The following is a 19,620-nucleotide window of genomic DNA, read 5'->3' on the forward strand; positions in this document are numbered from 1 at the left end:
TCGCGCCCGAATTCCTCTGCGACCTCTGCGGCCTCTGCGTGAGATTTCTTTATGGATGCCCGATCCGCCCCACCGCTTCGGCGAGCGATGGGACGATTGGGATGCCGAGCCGGCCCGCCTCCTCCACCTCTGTCTGCGGGCTGTGGACGAGGAGGGCGGACGCGCCCAGCTCGCGCGCGGGGATGGCGTCGCGCACCCGGTCGCCGACGAGCCAGGAGCGGGCGAGGTCGATGCCGTGCTCCGCGGCGGCGCGGCGGTACATCCCCGCGCCGGGCTTGCGCATGTGGTGGGGATCGGGATCGCCGGGCGCGAGCGGGCAGTGGTACTCGGCGTCCAGCCGCGCCCCTTTCGTCGCGAGCAGCTCGACCAGGCGGCGGTGGACGGCGGCGTAGTCATCTTCCCCGAACATCCCGCGACCGATGCCGGACTGGTTCGTCACCAGCACGGCCAGCCATCCGCGCTCGTTCAGCCGCCGTACCGCCTCCGCCGCGCTGGGGAGGAGCACGACACCCGCGGGATCGGAGAGATAGTGGCGGTCCTCGATCAGCGTGCCGTCGCGGTCCAGGAACACGGCGGCGCGCATCGCGGCGGGAGCGAGCATCGATCTCGGGAGAAGATGCGGCGGGGAGAAGGCGGGCGCGCTGCGCGCGAGGCCCCTCATCCCCCCGACCCCCTTCTCCCAAACTGCGGGAGAAGGGGGAGAACTAAACGCAACGCGAGTTTGCTGTTACCTCTCCCAGGCTGTTTTGGGAGAGGTCGGAAAAACGAGCCGTGACAGCAGTACCGTCACGGCTCGTTTTTCCGGGTGAGGGCCTTTCGGGCGAGGACCGGGAAGACCTGCTGTCCCCTGTAACCTGTCCCCTAGCCGGCCGTGATGTTGAACCCGGCGTCCACGTACATCGTCTCGCCGGTGATGCCGCTGGAGAGGTCCGAGGCCAGGAACAGCGTCGCCCGGCCGACCTCCTCCACCTCCACCGTGCGCTTCAGCGGCGCGCGCTCGCCGGTGATCTTCATCAGGTCGCGGAAGTGCGCCACGCCGCGCGCCGCCAGCGTGTTGATGGCGCCCGCACTCACCGCGTTCACCCGCACGCCGCGCGGCCCCAGGTCCACCGCCAGGTACCGCACCGACGCCTCGAGCGCCGCCTTGGCCACGCCCATCACGTTGTAGCCCGGCACCGCCTTCTGCGAGCCGTAGTAGCTCATGGTGACGATGCTGCCGCCGTTCTCCATCAGCGGCGAGAAGCGTCGCGTGAGCGCGACCAGCGAGTATGCGCTGATGTCCATCGCGGTGGCCCAGTCGGCGCGCTGCGTCTCGATGAAGGCGTTGCTCATCGCCGTGCTGGGCGCGAAGGCGACCGAGTGGAGGAGGAAGTCGAGACGGCCACCGCACCACTTCTCGACCTCGTCGTGGACGGCGTCGATCTGCTCGTCGTGGGTGACGTCCAGGTCGAAGAGGGGCACCTCGCCCATCTCCGCCGTGGTCTTCACGACGCGGTCGCGCATCACCTCGCCCTGGTAGGTGAAGGCGAGCTGCATCCCCGCCTCGTCCAGGACGCGGGCGCACGCCCAGGCGATGGAGTTGCGGTTGGCGACGCCGACGATCAGGCCCTTCCTGCCGGCGAGCAGTCCCGCGAGCGGCGAGCTTTCGGCCATAAGTCCGGTTTCGGGCAAAAGGATGAAGAAGCTGGAGCTTCGTCGATTACGATCTCACCGCCGCCCGCGCGGCGGCGCGGCCACCGGCGCGGGCGAGGTCTGCGGCCGCGGCGGGGGCGGCGCCGGCGGCTGCCCGCCGGGACGCGTCGGCGCGGGGCGCACGCTGTCCGATCGCGTCGGAGCGGGCGGCGGCGGCGCGGGCGCGGCACGCGCCGTCCGCAGCTCCACCTGCCCCCCGCCGGCGAGGCCCACGAGGTTGCGCGCGTTGACCACCGTCACCGTATAGCGCGTGTCCGGCGCCAGCGGCTGCGCGGTGCGCACGAACAGCGACTGCGAGGGCACCGGCTCCGCGTTCCGGGCCGCGGCCGCCGCCGCGGCAGCGGCGGCCCGGATGCTGTCCCGCCGGGCGGCGGCGGCGCGGCCGGTGTCCTGAGCGGCGCTGTCGGCGCGCGCGGCGGTGTCGGGAAACGGGCCCACCCGCACTTCGCGCACCGCCACCGCGGCCCCGCCCGCGGCGGTGACGGTCACCTGCGCGGCCGTCGGCGGCTGCGCCGGGTCCAGGAAGTCGTCGAACTTCACCTCGATCACGTCGCCCTCGCCCGTGGCCGAACCCGGCTTGGGCGCGCTGGTGTCGGGCGCCAGCAGGGCCAGCCGGCGCGCGCGGGCGGTGTCGGTGCGCACCACGCGGACGAACGTGGTGTCGAACGCCTCGTACGGCTGCAGCTGGTCGTCGTGGTTCGTGTCGTTGTACGCGCGGACGCGGTAGTCGCCCTCGGGGAGATACATCACCACCCACCGGCCCGCGGAGTCGGGCCTGGTCTCGTACAGCACCGAGTCGGGCTGGTGGATCAGCTCCACCCGCGCGCCGCGCGCCGCCTCGAGCGTGGTCCGCAGCACCACGCGGCCCGTCGCCACGGTGGGCACGATCTCCGGGCCGGTGGAGAAGACCAGCGTCTGCGCCTCTTTCGTCGTGTTTCCGAACAGGTCCGTCAGCCCCGGATGCACCGTCACCTGGTACACGCGGTTCGGCTCCCATCCCCGCCGCAGCGACACGCTGATGCGGCTGCCGCTCTTGTCGACCGCCACGCTGCTGGTGCGCGGGCTCACCGTCACCAGCGTGTCGACGCCGCGCTCCGACAGCCCCTCGTCGTACTGGAAGACCACCGCGCCCAGGTACGAGCGCAGGCGCGCGAAGGTGTCGGGGCGCGTGCTCTCCAGCCGCGGCGCGGCGCTGTCGGGCACGCCGCCCGGGGGCGCCTCGACGTGCGCGCATCCCCCCGAAGCCGCGAGCCCCGCCGCGGCCAGCGCGGCGGCGGCGCCGTAGAGCGCGACGAAGGCGCCCCTCACGCCGCGCCCTCCAGCGCGGCCAGCTTGGCGCGCAGCTTCTGCAGCTGGTCGCGGTAGCCGGCCAGCTTCTCGCGCTCGCGCTCCACCACCTCGGCGGGCGCCTTGGCCACGAATCCCTCGTTCGCCAGCTTCTTCTCCGTCCCCGCCGCCAGGTTCTCGATCCGCGCCGCCTCGTCGCGCAGGCGGCCGCGCTCGCGCTCCAGGTCGATCACCCCGGCCAGGGGAAGGAAGAGCTCGGTGCCCGAGGGGAGGACGGCGCTGGCGCCCACGCCGCCATTCCCCGTGCCGAAGCCCAGGTCGTCCACGCGCGCCAGGTCCAGCAGCGCGCGGCGGCCGGCCTCCAGCGTGGCCCGCACCGCGTCGTTCGCGGGGACGGCGCGCAGCGGAACGCGCACGCCGGGCTGGATCCCGTACTCCTGCCGCATCCGCCGCACCTCGACGACCACCTCCTGCAGCTCGGCGAAGGCGGCCTCGGCGGCGGCGTCTTCCCACGCCTCCACCGGCTCGGGCCACTGCGCCACCATCAGCGACGGCGCCTCCACCGGCGCGTGCGGCAGGCGCTGCCAGACCACCTCGGTGATGAAGGGCATGATCGGGTGCAGCAGCCGCATCGCCCGGTCCAGCACCTCGGCGAGGACGGCCTGCGCGGCGCGGCGGCTGGCGTCGCCCGCGTCGCCGTACAGGCGCGGCTTGGCCATCTCCAGGTACCAGTCCGCCAGGTCGCCCCAGAACACGTCGTAGGCGCGCTGGCTGGCGTCCTGGAAGCGGAAGCGCTCCATCGCCCCCGTCACCTCGCGCGTCGCGCGGGAGATGCGGGAAAGGATCCAGCGGTCGGAGAGCTCGAGCGCGTCGGCCACCTCGTCGACGGGGACGCGCTCGCCCTCGCCCAGCGTCATCAGGGCGAAGCGGCCGGCGTTCCAGAGCTTGTTGGCGAAGTTGCGCCCGGGCCCGAAGGCCAGCTCCAGGTCCTGGTAGTTGAGATACTGGTCCATCCCCGGCCCGGCGCCGGTGATCACCGTGAAGCGCAGCGCGTCGGCGCCGAAGCGCTCCACCACCTCGATGGGATCGATCCCGTTCCCCAGCGACTTCGACATCTTCCGGCCCAGGTGGTCGCGCACCATCCCCGTGAGGTAGACGTCGCGGAACGGCACCTCGCCCATGAACTCGATCCCCGCCATCACCATGCGGGCGATCCAGAAGAAGATGATGTCCTGCCCGGAGACGAGGGTCGAGTTCGGGTAGAAGCGCTCCAGGTCGGCCGTCCGCTCCGGCCAGCCGAGGGTGGAGAAGGGCCACAGCCACGAGCTGAACCAGGTGTCCAGCACGTCCTCGTCCTGCCGCAGCTCCCCCCCGCACTTCGGACACGCGGACGGATCTTCGCGCGCAACGACCATCTCCCCGCACCCGGGCGCCTGGCAGTACCAGACGGGGATGCGGTGGCCCCACCAGAGCTGACGGGAGATGCACCAGTCGCGGATGTTCTCCATCCAGTGCTCGTACGTCCGCCCGAAGCGCTCGGGGTGGAAGCGCACCCTGCCGTCGCGCCAGGCCTGCAGCGCGGGCGCGGCCAGCGGCGCCATCCGCACGAACCACTGGTCGCTCAGCCGCGGCTCCACCACGGTCCCGCAGCGGTAGCAGTGGGGGACGGCGTGCGCGTGCTCCTCCGTCTTCTCCAACAGCCCCAGCCCGGCGAACGCGGCGACCACGGCGCGGCGCGCCTCGAAGCGGTCCATCCCGCGGAACGCCTCGGGCGCGGCGTCGCTCATCACCGCGTCGGGCGTCATCACGTCGAGCGCGGGGGCGCCCACGCGCTGGGCCACCTCGAAGTCGTTGGGGTCGTGCGCGGGGGTGATCTTCACCGCGCCCGACCCGAACTCCGGGTCCACGTAGCTGTCGGCGACCACGGGGATGCGGCGGCCGGTGAGGGGGAGGTCCACCTCCTTCCCCACGATCGCCCGGTACCGCTCGTCGTCCGGGTGCACGGCGACGCACGTATCCCCCAGCATCGTCTCCGGCCGGGTCGTCGCCACGACGATGTACGGACGGCCGTCCGTCAGGCGCGGGAAGCCCGGCGCGTCGACGCCCTCGGCCAGCGGGTAGCGGAGATGCCAGAGCTTCCCCTGCGTCTCCTCGGGCTCGGCCTCCTCGTCGCTGAGGGCGGTCAGGCAGCGCGGGCACCAGTTGATGATGCGGTGGCCGCGGTAGACCAGGTCCTTCTCGTACAGGCGGACGAACACCTCGCGCACCGCGCTCGACAGCCCCGGGTCGAGGGTGAAGCGCGCGCGCGGCCAGTCGAGCGACGAGCCGATGGCGCGCAGCTGGTCGTAGATCCGCCCGCCCGTCTCGTGCACGAACTCCCACACGCGCCCCACGAAGGCCTCGCGCCCCAGGTCGTCGCGCGTCAGCCCGTCCCTGGCGATCACCCGCTCCACCACGTTCTGCGTGGCGATGCCGGCGTGGTCGCTGCCGGGGATCCAGAGCGCCTCCCACCCCTGCATGCGGCGCCAGCGGACCAGCGCGTCCTGGATGGTGTTGTTCAGCCCGTGCCCCATGTGCAGGGGCGCGGTCACGTTGGGCGGGGGGATGGGGATGACGTACGCGGTGCGGCCCGAGGCCTCGTCGGCGTGGAAGTAGCCGGCCTCCTCCCACTGGCGGTAGAGGGACGCTTCGTTCTCCCTGGGGTCGTAGGTGGGGGGCAGCGCCTCGGCCACGTTCGCACAGCTCCGGTGAAAAACGAGGCCGCGAAAGCCCCGTGGAATGGCAACAACTGGAAGCCCGGAATGTTACCGGGGGGTGGGGAAGCGGTCAAGCGAGGGAGGGCGGTTCGGAGACGTGTTTCATCGCGCGATAAGGATGGGGGAGACGGCTGTGGATGACGGACGAACATGCAGCGAGGAAAGCTTCGGTGCGGCGGGGAGAGATCGTGCTCGCCCGGCGCGGAGGCCCTCTCCCCCCGCCCCCTCCCCCAAAACCGACTGGGGGAGGGGGAGACCTCAGCGCGGGGATAGGTGCGGCGCCGGTGGGGAAGCATTCAGCTGGCCACAGCTGAGGCGAAGCTCAGCGCGGAAGCCTGATCCGGTGCTGAGTTCTCCCCCGCCCCTGCGAAGCGGGGGAGGGGGCCGGGGGGAGGGGGCCCGCCCGCGGCCGCACGGAAGCCGGTTCCCGGAGCCGAGCCTCACCCCGGACATTTCCCGCGATTCACCCCTCCGGCGCCTCGGTCTCCGGCGCGATGAAGACTTTGTTGCGGATCTTCTGCAGGATATGTTCGTACATTCGTTTGCCCTTCTCGGTGGTGGCGTGCGACGGCTCGCCGACCACGCCCGGGCTCTCGTCGGGAAGGGCGCGCCCGGCGGGCGACATGCACCGCTTCACGAGCTCCGGCGCCAGCTGGAAGTCGCGCGCGCGGTCCATCCGCACCACGCCCGGGCGCAGGTGCAGCAGGAGCGAGGTCAGCGCCTCGCCCGCGTGCTCGGGCCCCTTCTCCCCGTCCAGGAATTGCGCGAGATCGACCGACAGCGCCTGCACCACGCGCACCCGCGCGCCCTCCGCCCGCACCGTGGCCACGGCCTCCACGTGCGGGTCGTGCGTGCTGGCGGTGATGAAGATGAACTCGCTCACCCCCTGGCACGCCCAGTCGCTCACCAGCTCGTTCAGCCCGCGGTGCAGCGTCTTGCCGCTGAACCCCGCCGCGCCCGCGTAGTCGCGCTCGGAGAGCGGGTTCACGCCGTAGTGCAGCGTGGGCGCGCGCAGCACCCCGAACTCGCGCGACAGGTCGGCGGCCAGCGCCTCGGCCAGCGCCGTGGCCGCGCCGACGGGGAGATGCGGCCCCTGCTGCTCGCACGAGCCCACGGGCACGATCAGCCGGCGGTCGGTGGCCAGGTGCGCGGCCACCTCGGTCCACGGCAGGTCGGCGATGGCGTACGACCGCGGGGGCTGCGTGGCTGACGTCATGGACGCTCCGGCTCGGTCGGGTCCGTCCCGCCGCATCGCCCCGCGCCCCGTGCTGGCGTGGATCGGGGGATGGACGGCGGTGCTCGCGATGGCGGCGTGGATGCTCCGCCTCTCCCCCGTCCCGCTGGTGGTCGCGGGCGCGGGAACGCTGGCGTGGGCGCTGTGGGCCGACGGCAGCAGGGGGCGCGTGGCCGGCGCCGCCGCGCTGGTGGCCGCCGTGAGTATAGGGGGCGCGGTGCAGTTTCGCCTCCATCGCATCTCCGTGCACTGGGACGCGGTGCGCTTCGCGGCCGAGGAGCGCGCCGGCGCCGAGCTGAACCAGGGGCTGGCCGACATCTTCGTCTACGGCTTCCAGGCGGTGGACAGCGCCGCCGCCTACGACAGCGCGGCGACGGCGCGGGGCCGTCCCCCGCGCGCGACCGTGGGCTACTTCCGGCAGATGGAGGAGCAGCGGCGCCGCGCCGGCGTCACCGCGCTGGCCGTCTACCTCCCCGACGGATCGCCGCTGGCGTGGGCGGGCGAGCACAGGGGGAACGTCCCCGACTCGGTGAGCAGCGGTTACCTCGACTCGTCGTTCTCTTCCGGTCCCCTCTTCGGCTACCTCTACTTCACCCGCCTTCTCTCCGGCGGGCGCGTCGCCGTCGCGGCCGTGCTGCTGGAGGCGCACGTGGCCGTGGGCGAGGGGACGCGGCCGTACGCGGAACGCTTCGCCAGGCGCTTCGGGGTCACGCCGCGCTTCACCACGCCCGAACGCGCGCAGGGGCGGGTGTGGGACTGGTCCACGCCGCCGCCGAACCCCCGCAAGATCCTGAGCGCGGTCTTCGCCACCATCACCCAGGAGCACTGGCGCGACCGCGTCGCCCGGCGGGGGCGCGCCGCGTCGGGGATCGCCCTGGCGGCGGCCGCGCTGGTCCTGGCCATCGCCTGGTACCGCAAGCGCGCAGGGCCGTCGGGGATCCCCGTGGGCGCCATCACCCTGGCGCTCCTCCTGGTCACCTCGGGGCGGATGACAGGCGGCGAGGGCGCGTTCTCGCCTCTCTCCTTCGTCCTCCCGCTCCCCGGCGACGTCAACCTCGGCCAGCTGCTGATCGTCCTCTGCGGCGCCGCGGTCTGGCTCCTGTCGCGGCGGAGGACGCCCAGGGCCGTGGCCATCCTCCCCTTCCCCGTGCGCGTGGCCGCGGCGGCGGGCGCGCTCGTGCTCGCCGTCTGGCTCGTCCGCGAATCCGCTGCGCCGGGGGTGCTGGCGGCGCGCGCGGCGGGCGGGCCGGCGCTGTTCATCGCCCTCTCTCTGCTCTGCGCGCTCCCCCTCCTCGCGCTCCTCGGCCGCCCCGAGCGCGCGCCGCGGGTGCGGACCCGCGCCGCCCTCGTCATCCTGGCGTTCGCCACGGCGACGGCGCTGGCGGTGGGGCTCTGGCTCTGGTGGCAGCCGGGGCGCCAGGCGCCGGTGTGGACGCCGGCGCTCTGGGCCGTCCCCTTCGCCCTTGCCGCCGCGGCCATGACGCGCTCGCAGGTCAGCCGCGGCGCGCTGCTGCCGTGGATCGCCGTGGGCTGGATCGGCGCGTCGCTCTCCCTCTCGCAGCTGTGGACTCTGCACCAGAACGCGCGGCTGCAGCAGGCGGACACGGAGCTCGCGCGGCTCGGCGTGCAGCCGGACCCGTTCCTCGACTTCCTCCTCCGCCAGTTCGCCGAGAAGGTGCTCTTCTACGCGGCGGAGGGGCGCGATGGCGTGAGCCTCCTCTACCAGGCGTGGGTGGAGGGGGGATTGGCGAAGGAGGGATACGAGGCGCGCATCACGTTGTGGGACCGCAACAACGCCGCGGCCGAGCTGCGGCTGTCGGACGCGGAGATCCCGCCCGAGCGGGTGGACGAGGTGCTGCAGTCGGCCCGCGCCTCGGAGGAGCCCATCGTCCAGCGCTTCACCGACCTGGATCAGCTCCACTACCTCCTCGTGGTCCCCCTGCCTGGGGGACGGACGGTGACGGTGGCGGTGCCGCCGCGGCGCCACCTGGGCCGGTCGACGGCGCTGGCGCGCTTCCTGGACCCCGCGGCGGAGACGGAGGGCGACGAGGGCGCCGCCACGCTCTCCCTGGTCCCCGCGGCGGGGACGCACGCGCCGGGGTGGGTGCGGACGGAGAACGGGTGGCGGAGCGAGGCCGTGGTCCGCTTCCCCAGTGGCCCGATGCACGCGCACCTGGAGGTGCCCACGCCGTCGCGGGGGATCCTGCTCGCCCGCGCGCTGCTGGCGCTGTTGCTGACGCTGGGGGTGATGACGGTGCTCTGGGCCCTCGCCCGCACCCTCTGCGGCGAGCCGCTGGGGCTCGCCTCGGGACAGTGGGGATGGTTCTGGACCTTCCGGGGACGGCTGACGCTGGCGCTGTTCGTCTTCTTCCTCCTGCCGATGGCGGCGTTCGGCGAGACGGCGTACCGCGCGCTGAGCCGCGAGGTGGTGCGCACCGCCGCCGCGCTGGCCGACCGCGCGCTGGCGCAGGCCGCCGAGGAGGTCAACGGCGCCTCCATCGGCGAGCTGGCCCAGCACTTCGGGGCCGACTACCTCCTCTACCACCGCGGCGTGCTGGCCGAGGCGGCCACGCCCGAGGTGATCGATCTGGGGCTGTACCACGCCTGGCTCCCGACCCACACCTATCTCGCCTTCACCGTGGACGAGGCGGCGCAGGCGCACGAGGAGCGGCAGCTGGCCGGGCGCGAGTACCTCGTCGCCTACCGCCGCGTGGGCGACCAGGACGTGCTCGCATCCCCCACCCCTCTGGCGACGGGGGAGATCGCGCGGCGGCAGCGCGAGCTGGCCGACGTCATCCTCCTGGCCGTCCTCTTCGGTGCGGGAACGTCGATCGTCCTCTCCCTCCTGGTCGGCCGCGCGCTCTCGCGCCCGATCGAGGCGATGAGCGCCGCCTCGGCCTCCGTGGGCGAGGGCGACCTGCGCGTGCGCCTTCCCGCGCAGCGCCGCGACGAGTTCGGCGGGCTGTACCGCGCCTTCAACCGCATGGTGCGCCGCCTCCGCCACGCGCAGTCGGCGCTGGTGCGCGAGACGCGGCGCACGGAGGCGATCGTCGCGGAAGCGGGGACGGGCGTCGTCGCGCTGGACTCGAGCGGCCGCGTGGCGCTGATCAACCCGCGCGCGGGGCAGATCCTGGGCGCGGAGTTGGAGCCCGGCGACCGCATCCCCGAGGACCGCCCCCTCCCCGCCGCGGTGGCCGCGACGGTGCGCGCCTTCCTCGCCAGCGGGCCGCGGGAGCTGACGGAGGAGCGCGAGGTGGACGGTCGGGTCGTGCGTCTCCGTCTCCGCCGACTGCCGGTGGAGGAGGGCGCGCGCGGCGCGGTGCTGGTGGTGGAGGACGTGACGGCGGAGATCCGCTCGGCGCGCGTGCTGGCGTGGGGCGAGATGGCGCGGCAGGTGGCGCACGAGATCAAGAACCCGCTGACGCCCATCAAGCTGGCCGTGCAGCACGTGCGCCGCGCCTGGGCCGACGGGCGCGACGACTTCGGGGCGATCCTGGACCGCAACGTCGACGCGGTGCTGCGCGAAATCGACCGCCTGGGCGAGATCGCGCGCGCGTTCAGCCGCTTCGGCACACCCTCGGAAGGCGGCGAGGCGCTGGAGCCGGTGGACGTGCGGCGCGTGGCCGAGGACACGCTCGCCCTCTACCGCGGTGGCGACGACGGGATCGACTACGCGCTGGAGATGGAGGATGGCGCGCCGCCGGCGCTGGCGCGCGAGGGCGAGCTGCGCGAGGTGCTGGTAAACCTGCTGGAGAACGCCCGTGCCGCGCTCGACGGGCACGGCCAGGTGCGGATCAGCGCCGCGCCGGCGGGCGGGGGGGCGTGGGTGCACGTCGACGTGGCCGACACCGGCGAGGGGATCGGCCCCGAGCAGCTGCCCCGCATCTTCGAGCCGCGCTTCAGCACGCGCAGCAGCGGCACGGGGCTGGGCCTGGCCATCGTCCGCCGCATGGTCGAGTCCTGGGGCGCCGAGATCACCGTCGACTCCGCCGTAGGCCGCGGCACCACCGTGCACCTCCGCCTCCGCGCGGCGAACGGCGCGGGCGTGGGGGCGTAAGCCGCGATCGCGATTTCAACCGCATTGTGGGAGGATCGTACGCGTGCGCGGGACGGTTGGGCGCGACCGCCGGGTCAGGAGCGAGTGGACTCGCGGCTGCAACGGCACCCGGTCCGCCTTCGCGGACTTCGACGGAGCGAGGCCGGCCCCGCAAGGTGAGCCGGCCTCGTATGTCATGGAAGCCGTTCGAGGAGCTTCTCCGCCGCGGATCGCGTGTCCTCCTGGCCGGTGTGCTCCGCGGCCTCGAGCGCGGGGACCAGAAGCTCCTCCGCGTCGGACCATCGCCGCAGCATCGACGCGCCGAGCCCGGCGGTGTACAGCGCCTGCGCCACCAGCGGCGAGGGGCCGGCCGGCTCGCGCAGATCGGCGAATTCCGGCAGCAGCCGGTCGAACAGTCGACGATCTCCACATCCTGCCGCAGCGCGCAGCGCCGAACCAAATGCCAGCAGCCGCACAGACGCATCCTCGTGGAAGTGTCGATCCAGCAACGGACTCAGCATACCGAGAGCGCGCTCGTAATCCCCGCGATCCGCCCAGTAAACCGCGAGGTCGTGGGAGAAGTACGGGTAGCGCGGGTGATCGGGCCCATAGGCGCTCGCGACGATCCTGCTGTGCTTGGCAACGCGGGTGAAGTCCCTCATCGCGACCGCTGCATCGAACAGGTGGTGGTGTGCCTCCATCCTGCGGTCCTCCAGTCGAAACCGCTCGGCCACAAGTAGCGCCCGCTCGAAATACTCGCGCGCTTCCCGGTATTTCCCCACGGTCAGGAGCATGCGCCCGCTCGACATCAGCGATCGTGCCCGAACATCCCAGTCATGGCTGCGCATGGCCAGACGATGTGCTTTCTGGAACCATCCCTCTGACTGCAGGACTCGCCCGTTCTCGCGGTGAAGCATCCCGGCAACCCACGTAAATCGCGCATTGCCAGAAACCTCGGCCGCTGCACCAGCATACGCCAATGCCGTCTCGACAGCGCTGACGGTGAGTGCCCAATCCGTGACGACCATGCACGCGGAGGCGAGGCGCTGCAGGTCGGCCGTGGCGGCGATCATCTCACTGAGCACGCAGAGGAGCGCGACACGCGGCTCATCAGCGGGAGCGAGGTCGTTGCCGGCAATCCGGATCATCAGCGCCCGCACACCTTCGATCTCGAGAAAACCGAAGCGGTTATGCTGCGGCTGAGCAGCCCATGCAGTCACCAACCGGAAAACCTGCCACGCAGCGAAACACATGGGGTGCAGGTGAAGCTCGCCGAGCATGGCAGCCTCGGTCCCCGTACCCACAGGTGGTGTGGCGAGATCTTTCCGCACGCGGAGGAGGACGTCAGAGGGTCCGATGAAGGAGGCGGGCTATTCTACGCGGACAGGCACGATTCGTCTACTTTGCACACGTCTCCGCGATTACTTGATGCCGGTTTGCAATGCGGGAGCCCTCGTCTGGGTACGTTCCTGATCAGAGATCCTCGTAGCACACCCGTGGTCAACGCGATGCGACGAGCCCGCTGAAGGCGTTGCTTGAGGCCATGAAAGGTAGGCGGGGAACGCTGGAGGATTTCCCCAGCGTCACGCGTGAGGAGTCGGTGTGGAGCTGTCAGAGCGGGAGATATCGAACATCGTCGATTAAGGGGAGGTTTACGTGAGCCGCTGTAAAGGACCGGGGCTGCCGAGAGGCAGTCCCGGACCTTTTTGCTCTTCGCGATCGTCTTCCGGTCATTTTCGGCAAGGTTTGTGTTGACGAATGAAAGTGTACACCGGATGATAGGGGGTCACCCTGTTCATCCACCGTGCAACACGGGAGTTCCAGCCATGCGCAGCCCGATATTCTGCCTTGCTCTCGCACTGCTCCTCATCGCCGGGGCCGCCTGCTCCAAAAGCACAGAAATCACAACGCCCGCAACGCCGGTACATACCGACATGGCGGGCGATACAACGAAGCATGGTCCAGGTACGTTCGGAGGGGGAGCCTGAGCGGCGCCGCCCTCCACTTTTACGCCGATTCCATGGATGCGGAACTGGCAACCAGGGCGCGGACGGTAGATCGAGCGACCTCGACATTCGCCGGCTCGTAGACCGCAAGCAGCTCGGTGTGGCTTTCGGTGCGCACCTGGGCGAGCAGATCCTCGGCCGATAGCCGGGTATCGTTCTGATTGGTGCTCCGGGCAGATTCGATGGCCGATACAAGCAGTGTCTCCGCGACATCCCAGCGCTTCAGGCTGGCCGCTCCGCGTGCTGCCATGAACAGCGCTTGCGCAACCCACGGCGAATCGGACGCCCGCTGATGGTCAAGCACCGCTGGAAGCAGGCGCTCGAACACGTCGGGCCTTCCGCAGCCTCCCGCAGCTCGCAGCGACGATCCACGGACAAGCAGCCGCTCATCGGGCACGTCGGCGAAGTGGTTGTCGAGCAATGCAAGGAGGACTTCCAGCGCGTGCTGGTAATCGCCCCTATCCATCCAGTAGCAGGCGAGGTCGTGTGCGAAGTAGGGAAGTCGGGGATGATCCGGGCCGTATTCGCGGGCAGCAGCGGCACTGTGCTCCATCGCACCGGCGTGGTCGGAAACGGCTCGCGCAACGGTGAACAGGTAGTGGTGTGCCTCGACCTCGCGATCTCCCAATTGGAATCGCTGCGCCGTAGACAGCGCGCGCTGGAAGAGGTCGCGGGCCGTGAAGTACCGCCCGACGTTTAGGTGAACATGGCCCCACGAGGTCAGCGACCGCGCCCGGATATCCCAGTCGCGCTCTCTTTCGGCGAGGACGTACGCGACCTGGAACCAGATTTCGGCTTGCTGAGCCCGGCTGTGCTCGCGGTGCAGGCGGCCCGTCACCCAGGCGTACCGTGCGCTCGCGCCGATTAGCGCCGCCGCGCGCGCGAAGGAAAGCGCGGTGTCGATCGCGCTCTGCGAGAGTGCCCAATCAGCCACGGCCAGGCACGACAGCGCGATGCGCCGGAGATCGGGCTCACTGGCTGTCAGCTCACCGAGGATGCATACGAGCGCGCCTCGGGGGTCACCGTCCCTGAACGGATCCTCCCCGGCGATCCGCGGGAGAAGAGCTTCGACCGTGAGGGGATCGAGAAGATCGGAGCGCTGTTGTGGCGGCTGAAGAAACCAGGACGTGACCAGCCGGATCGCCTGGTAGACTGCGACGCAGAGCGGATCGTCGACGAGCTCGCGGAGCACGGCGGCGCCCGTCGCTTCTCCATGCGGAGTCGTGGCGAGATAGCCGTCTCTCGACGTTTTGATCAGCACTCGTCTTCGCACTGGCGTCGTCCGGCGGGAGAAATCGGGCAGGTGGGACACGCGCAGCAAGATCAGCACGAAAGTAGGCGTATACTATTCGTTGCGGGGAAGCTAGTCCACCCTGATCAACGCTGCTGACCGCACCAGACGAAGTCTGCGGAGGCGGAGTGCGAGCCATTGCAACGGCGACTTCGGTGCATTGTCTCCAGAGCTGTCGCCGCTTCTGAAGAGGATCCGCTCAACCCGTGGCGCGCCGCTGGCTTTTCTCGCGGCCGAGCTCGCGGACCAGCCAGTCGGCGGCATCGTCGATGGCCTCGGGGGGAAGGCGGTGGCCGGCGTTCCACCAGCGGATCTCCTTGGGCTCGCGCGCGGCCTCGAACAGGCGCTTCGCCTGTTCCGGCTTCATGGTGCGGTCGTAGCGGCCGTGCACCATCAGCAGCGGCCGCCCGTCCAGCCTGCGCACGGCGCGCAGCGGATCGGCCACCGCGCGCGCGGCCATCGCCAGCGGCGTCTCGGCGGGGAGGTCGCCGCCGGCGGCGAGGACGACGGCGCGAACGGACGGCTCGTCGGCGGCCAGCATCACCGCCAGGAAGCTGCCGAGCGAGTACCCGGCCACGCCGATGCAGCCGCGGTCGACCTCCGCCCGGGCGCCGAGGTAGTGCAGGGCGAGCCTGCACTCGCGCTGCGCCTGGCGCCACAGGCCGAAGATGGCCAGCGGGTTGCGCGCCGCCTGCGCCTGCAGCGGGTCGTGCCGGGTGCCGTGCAGCGGCAGGTCGATGGCCAGGCTCGCCAGCCCGTGCCGCTGCAGCGACTCGCCGATCCCCGCCACCATGTGCTCGCTGCGCGACGAGTAGCCGTGCAGCAGCAGCACCCCGCCCGAGGGCGCCGTCTCCGGCAGCAGGAGGATCCCCGGCACCGGGTCGCCCGTGGTGCGGAACTCGACTTCGAGACGCCGCCCGCCGCGGACCGCGCGCTCGCTCTTCACCGTCTGATGAATCTTCGTCGCCATGCGGACGGGCATTGGCAAGTTCGCTGCCCATCATCCATCACGCCGCCGACTCTCCCATGGCAGGGGCAACCTGAGCGAGCGGGAGATCGATCCAATTGCATTCAACTTGCATTATCAGACGATCTATGCTGGCCTGTTCAGTCGGTTCGCGCAATGAAGGCCAGCAGCCCGGGCGACGTCTCGCCCGGAAATTCACCCTCGGCAGGAGGACGTGCCGCATGAAGACGCTAAAGCTGAGCCTCGACGATCTGCGGGTGGAAGGCTTCGAGGTCCTCTCCACCGACTGGGCGGGCGACGATGCCGACGCCGCGGCCACGCTCGTCTGCACCGAGAAGCGGAGCTGCGGCCACATTTGCCCGTGACGGTCCTCCGCACCTAACGCGGCGTGATGAGCAGGGGATCGGCCTGCGCCAGTCCCCCACTGGTCGTGCGGAAACCCTCTCCCCGCGGAGCGCGCGGAGAGGGTTTCCTACTTCGATCTTGTAAAGCATCATTGACATCAGGTAAACTACGCTTTACTCTGCTGATCGCAACCTGGCAGCACCGACCCATCTCCTGTGAGGGTGCGATGTCCGAGAACGTCGTTCGTCGAACCGACGCGTGCGCGGCGCCGCGGATGCCCTGGTACGTGCACCCGTACTTCGCGGCGGTGCTGACGGCCGGCGGGGCGATCCTGTCGTCGCTGATCCTGAAGCGGCTGGAGCCGTCGGGCGTGCTGCGTGTCGCCGCGGCGCTGCTGGCGGTGCCGCCGTCCGCCTTCCTGCTGTGGACGTTCGTGCGCTGGATCCGCGGGCTGGACGAGCTGCATCACCGGATCGTGTTCGAGGCGGTGGCGGTCGCGTTCGTCCTCTCCGTCCTCGGCGCCATCACGATCGAGGGGCTGCAGAAGGGCGGCTACCTTGGCGGCTTCCGGATGGAGGACGCGTGGGAGGCGATGGTGTTCTTCTACGTGGCCGCGTACGCGTGGGCGTCGCGGCGCTACCGGTGAGGAACCGGCTGCGGGTGCTGCGCGCCGAGCGCGGCTGGTCGCAGGGGGAGCTGGCGGCGCACCTGGCCGTCTCGCGGCAGACGGTGAACGCAATCGAGACGGAGAAGTACGACCCGTCGCTCCCGCTGGCCTTCCGCATCTCCGCCGTGTTCGAGATGCCGATCGAGGCGATCTTCCAGCCGGACGGGGCGTGAACAAAATGCGAGCAGCGGAGATCAGTGTGGCCGCCGGCTCCCCCCCACCCCCGGCCCCTCCCCCACGAGGGGGGAGGGATGGGGGAGGGGAGACCTCAGCGTGGTGACAAACGTTGGCTCAAAGAGCCGAATCTTCCCCCGCGCTGAGTTCTCCCCCGCCCCTGCGAAGCGGGGGAGGGGGCCGGGGGGAGGGGGCCACCCGCGGCGGGCAGGGTGCATCCGGTCCGCGCCGATCTTCACCCCGATCCCGTTATCACTCACGCCCGCATCCGCGCCGCTCGCGGCGCGGAACCGGCCGTTCGCGGCGCGCGCTGAATCGTACCGCCAACGACTTGCGTATCTTCGCCCGGCGCTGAATGCTGCGCCCCGCCGTGCCGAGCGCGCGGCGCATCCCCCATCCCCCCGAAACCCGCATGAACGACGCATTGATCCTGGAGGGAGTGTCCAAGCGATACTCCGCTCACACCGCGGTGGACGACCTCAGCCTCTCCGTCCCCACGGGCTCCATCTACGGCATCCTCGGCCCCAACGGCGCGGGCAAGTCCACCACGCTGCGGATGGTGATGAACATCATCGCCCGCGACGCCGGCCGCATCTCGCTTCTGGGCGCCGACCCCGCCGCCGACCGCGCGGTGCTGCGCCGCGTGGGCTTCCTCCCCGAGGAGCGCGGCGTCTACCGCAAGATGAAGGTGACCGACGTCATCGTCTTCTTCGCCGAATTGAAGGGCGCGGACCGCCGCGCCGCCCGCCGCGACGCCGAGGGGTGGCTGGAGCGGATGGAGCTGGGCGACTGGAAGATGGCGAAGGTCGAGACGCTGTCGAAGGGGATGCAGCAGAAGGTGCAGTTCATCGCCACCGTCATCCACGACCCCGACCTGCTGATCCTCGACGAGCCGCAGTCAGGCCTCGACCCGGTGAACCAGGAGGTGCTGCGCGACACCATCCTGGGCGCGCGCGACCGCGGCAAGACGGTGATCTTCAGCACCCACAACATGGAGCAGGCCGAGCAGCTGTGCGACGCGGTGTGCATCATCGCGCAGGGGCGGAAAGTGCTGGACGGGCGGCTGAAGGACGTGCGGAGCGAGAACGTGGGCAACCGCTGGTACGTGGAGTTCGATCGGCCCACCGGCGGCGCCCGCGCGTTCATGGAGCACGAGGCGCGCTTCGGCCCCGTCCGCAGGGATGGCGAGGGATGGCGCGTCGAGCTCGATCCGGGCGCCGATCCCCGCGCGCTGATGCAGGCGCTCGCGCAGCTCGACGCCACCGTCGTGCGCTTCGAGCGCGAGCGGAAGACCCTCCACGAGATCTTCATCGACCGCGTGGGCGGCGCCGTGACCCCCAACCGCCGTCCCGAGGTGGCCCATGTCTGAGGTGATGACCGTATTGCGCCGCGAGTTCCTGGAGCGCGTGCGCAGCCGCAGCTTCCTGCTCGGCACCATCCTCTTCCCCGTCTTGATGGCGGCGATGTGGATCATCCCCGCGCGCATGGGCGGCGGCGGCGGCTCGCGCCACGTCGTGGTGGTCGACCAGGCGCCGGCCGGCGTGGGGCAGACCGTGGTGCAGCTGCTGACCGCGCCGCAGCCCGCCGGCGGCCGCGACGACGACGCCGTCACCTTCACCGTCGACCGCGTGGCGCGGCCGCTGGCGCAGGTGAAGGCGGACCTGATCCGCCGTGTGCAGGCCAAGGAGATCGACGGCTACCTCTATCTCCCCCCGGACTTCGTGCAGAGCAGCCACGCCGAGTACCGGGCGCGCAACGTGGCCAACTTCTCGGTCCTCTCCGCGGTGCAGCGGGCGGCCACGCAGGCGGCGCAGGCGGCGCGGCTGCAGGCGGCGGGGCTCGACGCGTCGCAGGTGGCCGCGCTGGTGAAGCGGGTGGACGTGGGCACGGCACGCATCACCGACAAGGGCGAGGAGGGCGGGAGCGCGGCGTCGGCCTTCTTCCTGGCCTACATCGTGGGCTTCCTCACCTACTTCATGATCCTGCTGTACGGGATGAACGTGCTGCGGAGCGTGCTGGAGGAGAAGACCAACAAGATCTCCGAGGTGATCGTCAGCTCCATGAAGGCCAGCCACCTGATGCTGGGGAAGATCATCGGCGTGGGCGCGGTGGCGCTGCTGCAGGTGGCGATCTGGGGGGCCATCATGGGCGTGGCCGCGTCGCGCTCCGACATGCTGACGAAGCGCTTCGGGCTGCCGCCGGGCGCGCTGGACGTGGTGCACGTGCCGCTGGGGACGGTGCTGGCGGTGACGGGCTTCTTCGTGCTCGGCTTCCTGCTCTACGCGGCGCTGTACGCGGCGCTGGGCGCGGCGGTAAACAGCGAGCAGGAGGCGCAGCAGTTCCAGATCCTGGTGATGATGCCGCTGATCGTGCCGGTGGCGCTCGTCTTCCGCATCGTCTCGGACCCGCTGGGGTCGGTGGCCACCACGCTGGGGATGATCCCCTTCACCGCGCCGGTGACGATGGCGATGCGGCTGGCCTCCGCGCCGGTGCCGCCGGTGCAGATCGTCGGCTCGCTGGCGCTGATGGTGGTGACGGTGCTGGCGGTGGCGTGGATCGCCGGGAAGATCTACCGCGTCGGCATCCTGAGCACCGGCAAGCGCCCCACCCTCGCCGAGCTCGGCCAGTGGCTGCGGGCCGCGTGATTGGACGACTGAGTGTCTGGGTGATGCATCCGGGCGGTTCCCGGACTGACGTCATCCTGAGGCTGAGGCCGGCCAGACCGTAATCCGCGTCTGCGCCGAAGGTTGCAGGCCGAAGGATCTATCGCCGGCTCGGCACGATAGCCGGCGCAAATGCACAAAACGGAGCCGCGGAGAACGAGGATGTTCTCCGCGGCTCCGGTGTTAGAAACCCCGGCATTTCGCGGTGAGCGGAGATTGGCGCGGCGCCGCCGCGGTTCCCCCCCACCCCCGGCCCCTCCCCCACGAGGGGGGAGGGATGGGGGAGGGGAGACCTCAGCGCAGCCAGAGCTTCGACTCGAAAGACGAAATCTTCCCCGCGGTTAGTTCTCCCCCGCCCCTGCGAAGCGGGGGAGGGGGCCGGGGGGAGGGGGCCGCCTGCGGCCGCGCCGACACCTCCCCTTCAGCGCGGAGCCAGCCCCCGCGTCGCGTCAGCTCTTCTCGCTCGGCTTCCGCATCGCGGGCGACGGGCTGCCGAGCACCG

General features: G+C 71.1%; 14 protein-coding genes. 6 read left to right on the forward strand and 8 right to left on the reverse strand.

Features of this window, described 5'->3' with window-relative positions; translation table 11 throughout:
* Window positions 1–49: 49 nt before the first annotated feature.
* From VF092_06205 to VF092_06225, 5 genes are all read right to left on the reverse strand, one after another.
* The gene (locus VF092_06205; protein ID HEX6746872.1) at window positions 50–601 is read right to left on the reverse strand and encodes an HAD family hydrolase; all 552 of its coding nucleotides are present in this window, start codon (window positions 599–601) and stop codon (window positions 50–52) included.
* 260 nt (window positions 602–861) lie between these two features.
* Complete coding sequence (locus VF092_06210) at window positions 862–1,653, reverse strand: enoyl-ACP reductase (protein ID HEX6746873.1); 792 nt, start codon at window positions 1,651–1,653, stop codon at window positions 862–864.
* A gap of 54 nt (window positions 1,654–1,707) precedes the next feature.
* Window positions 1,708–3,000, reverse strand: a complete 1,293-nt coding sequence (locus VF092_06215; protein ID HEX6746874.1) for an Ig-like domain-containing protein — start codon at window positions 2,998–3,000, stop codon at window positions 1,708–1,710.
* Entirely contained in the window at window positions 2,997–5,711 is a 2,715-nt protein-coding gene (locus tag VF092_06220; GenBank protein ID HEX6746875.1) for a valine--tRNA ligase, read from the reverse strand. Before VF092_06220 ends, VF092_06215 begins: the two co-directional genes overlap by 4 nt.
* 487 nt (window positions 5,712–6,198) lie before the next feature.
* Window positions 6,199–6,951, reverse strand: coding sequence for a creatininase family protein (locus tag VF092_06225; protein HEX6746876.1), 753 nt, complete (start codon window positions 6,949–6,951; stop codon window positions 6,199–6,201).
* Between VF092_06225 and VF092_06230 the strand changes: the two genes are divergently transcribed.
* On the forward strand, window positions 6,950–11,026 hold the full coding sequence (locus tag VF092_06230) for an ATP-binding protein (GenBank protein HEX6746877.1): 4,077 nt from the start codon (window positions 6,950–6,952) through the stop codon (window positions 11,024–11,026). The genes VF092_06225 and VF092_06230 overlap by 2 nt on opposite strands.
* Before the next feature lie 173 nt (window positions 11,027–11,199).
* Here VF092_06230 and VF092_06235 read toward each other — a convergent pair whose 3' ends face one another.
* The 3 genes from VF092_06235 to VF092_06245 all read right to left on the reverse strand — a co-directional run bounded on the left by VF092_06235 (window position 11,200) and on the right by VF092_06245 (window position 15,272).
* Window positions 11,200–12,285: a tetratricopeptide repeat protein gene (locus tag VF092_06235; GenBank protein ID HEX6746878.1), complete on the reverse strand. Its 1,086-nt coding sequence runs from the start codon at window positions 12,283–12,285 to the stop codon at window positions 11,200–11,202.
* A gap of 727 nt (window positions 12,286–13,012) precedes the next feature.
* Complete coding sequence (locus VF092_06240; GenBank protein HEX6746879.1) at window positions 13,013–14,341, reverse strand: hypothetical protein; 1,329 nt, start codon at window positions 14,339–14,341, stop codon at window positions 13,013–13,015.
* Window positions 14,342–14,501: 160 nt separating this feature from the next.
* On the reverse strand, window positions 14,502–15,272 hold the full coding sequence (locus VF092_06245; GenBank protein ID HEX6746880.1) for an alpha/beta fold hydrolase: 771 nt from the start codon (window positions 15,270–15,272) through the stop codon (window positions 14,502–14,504).
* A 218-nt stretch (window positions 15,273–15,490) separates the two neighbouring features.
* Here VF092_06245 and VF092_06250 point away from each other — a divergent pair, with 218 nt between their 5' ends.
* From VF092_06250 to VF092_06270, 5 genes are all read left to right on the forward strand, one after another.
* On the forward strand, window positions 15,491–15,634 hold the full coding sequence (locus VF092_06250) for a hypothetical protein (GenBank protein ID HEX6746881.1): 144 nt from the start codon (window positions 15,491–15,493) through the stop codon (window positions 15,632–15,634).
* 206 nt (window positions 15,635–15,840) lie between these two features.
* Window positions 15,841–16,260: a hypothetical protein gene (locus tag VF092_06255; protein HEX6746882.1), complete on the forward strand. Its 420-nt coding sequence runs from the start codon at window positions 15,841–15,843 to the stop codon at window positions 16,258–16,260.
* Window positions 16,257–16,454: a helix-turn-helix transcriptional regulator gene (locus tag VF092_06260; GenBank protein ID HEX6746883.1), complete on the forward strand. Its 198-nt coding sequence runs from the start codon at window positions 16,257–16,259 to the stop codon at window positions 16,452–16,454. The genes VF092_06255 and VF092_06260 overlap by 4 nt, the downstream gene beginning before the upstream one ends.
* Before the next feature lie 413 nt (window positions 16,455–16,867).
* Window positions 16,868–17,824, forward strand: a complete 957-nt coding sequence (locus VF092_06265) for an ATP-binding cassette domain-containing protein (protein HEX6746884.1) — start codon at window positions 16,868–16,870, stop codon at window positions 17,822–17,824.
* Window positions 17,817–19,100, forward strand: coding sequence for an ABC transporter permease (locus tag VF092_06270; protein ID HEX6746885.1), 1,284 nt, complete (start codon window positions 17,817–17,819; stop codon window positions 19,098–19,100). Before VF092_06265 ends, VF092_06270 begins: the two co-directional genes overlap by 8 nt.
* The last annotated feature ends 520 nt before the right edge of the window (window positions 19,101–19,620 follow it).

This window comes from Longimicrobium sp., assembly GCA_036377595.1.
In the GTDB taxonomy this organism is placed as follows: Bacteria; Gemmatimonadota; Gemmatimonadetes; order Longimicrobiales; family Longimicrobiaceae; genus Longimicrobium.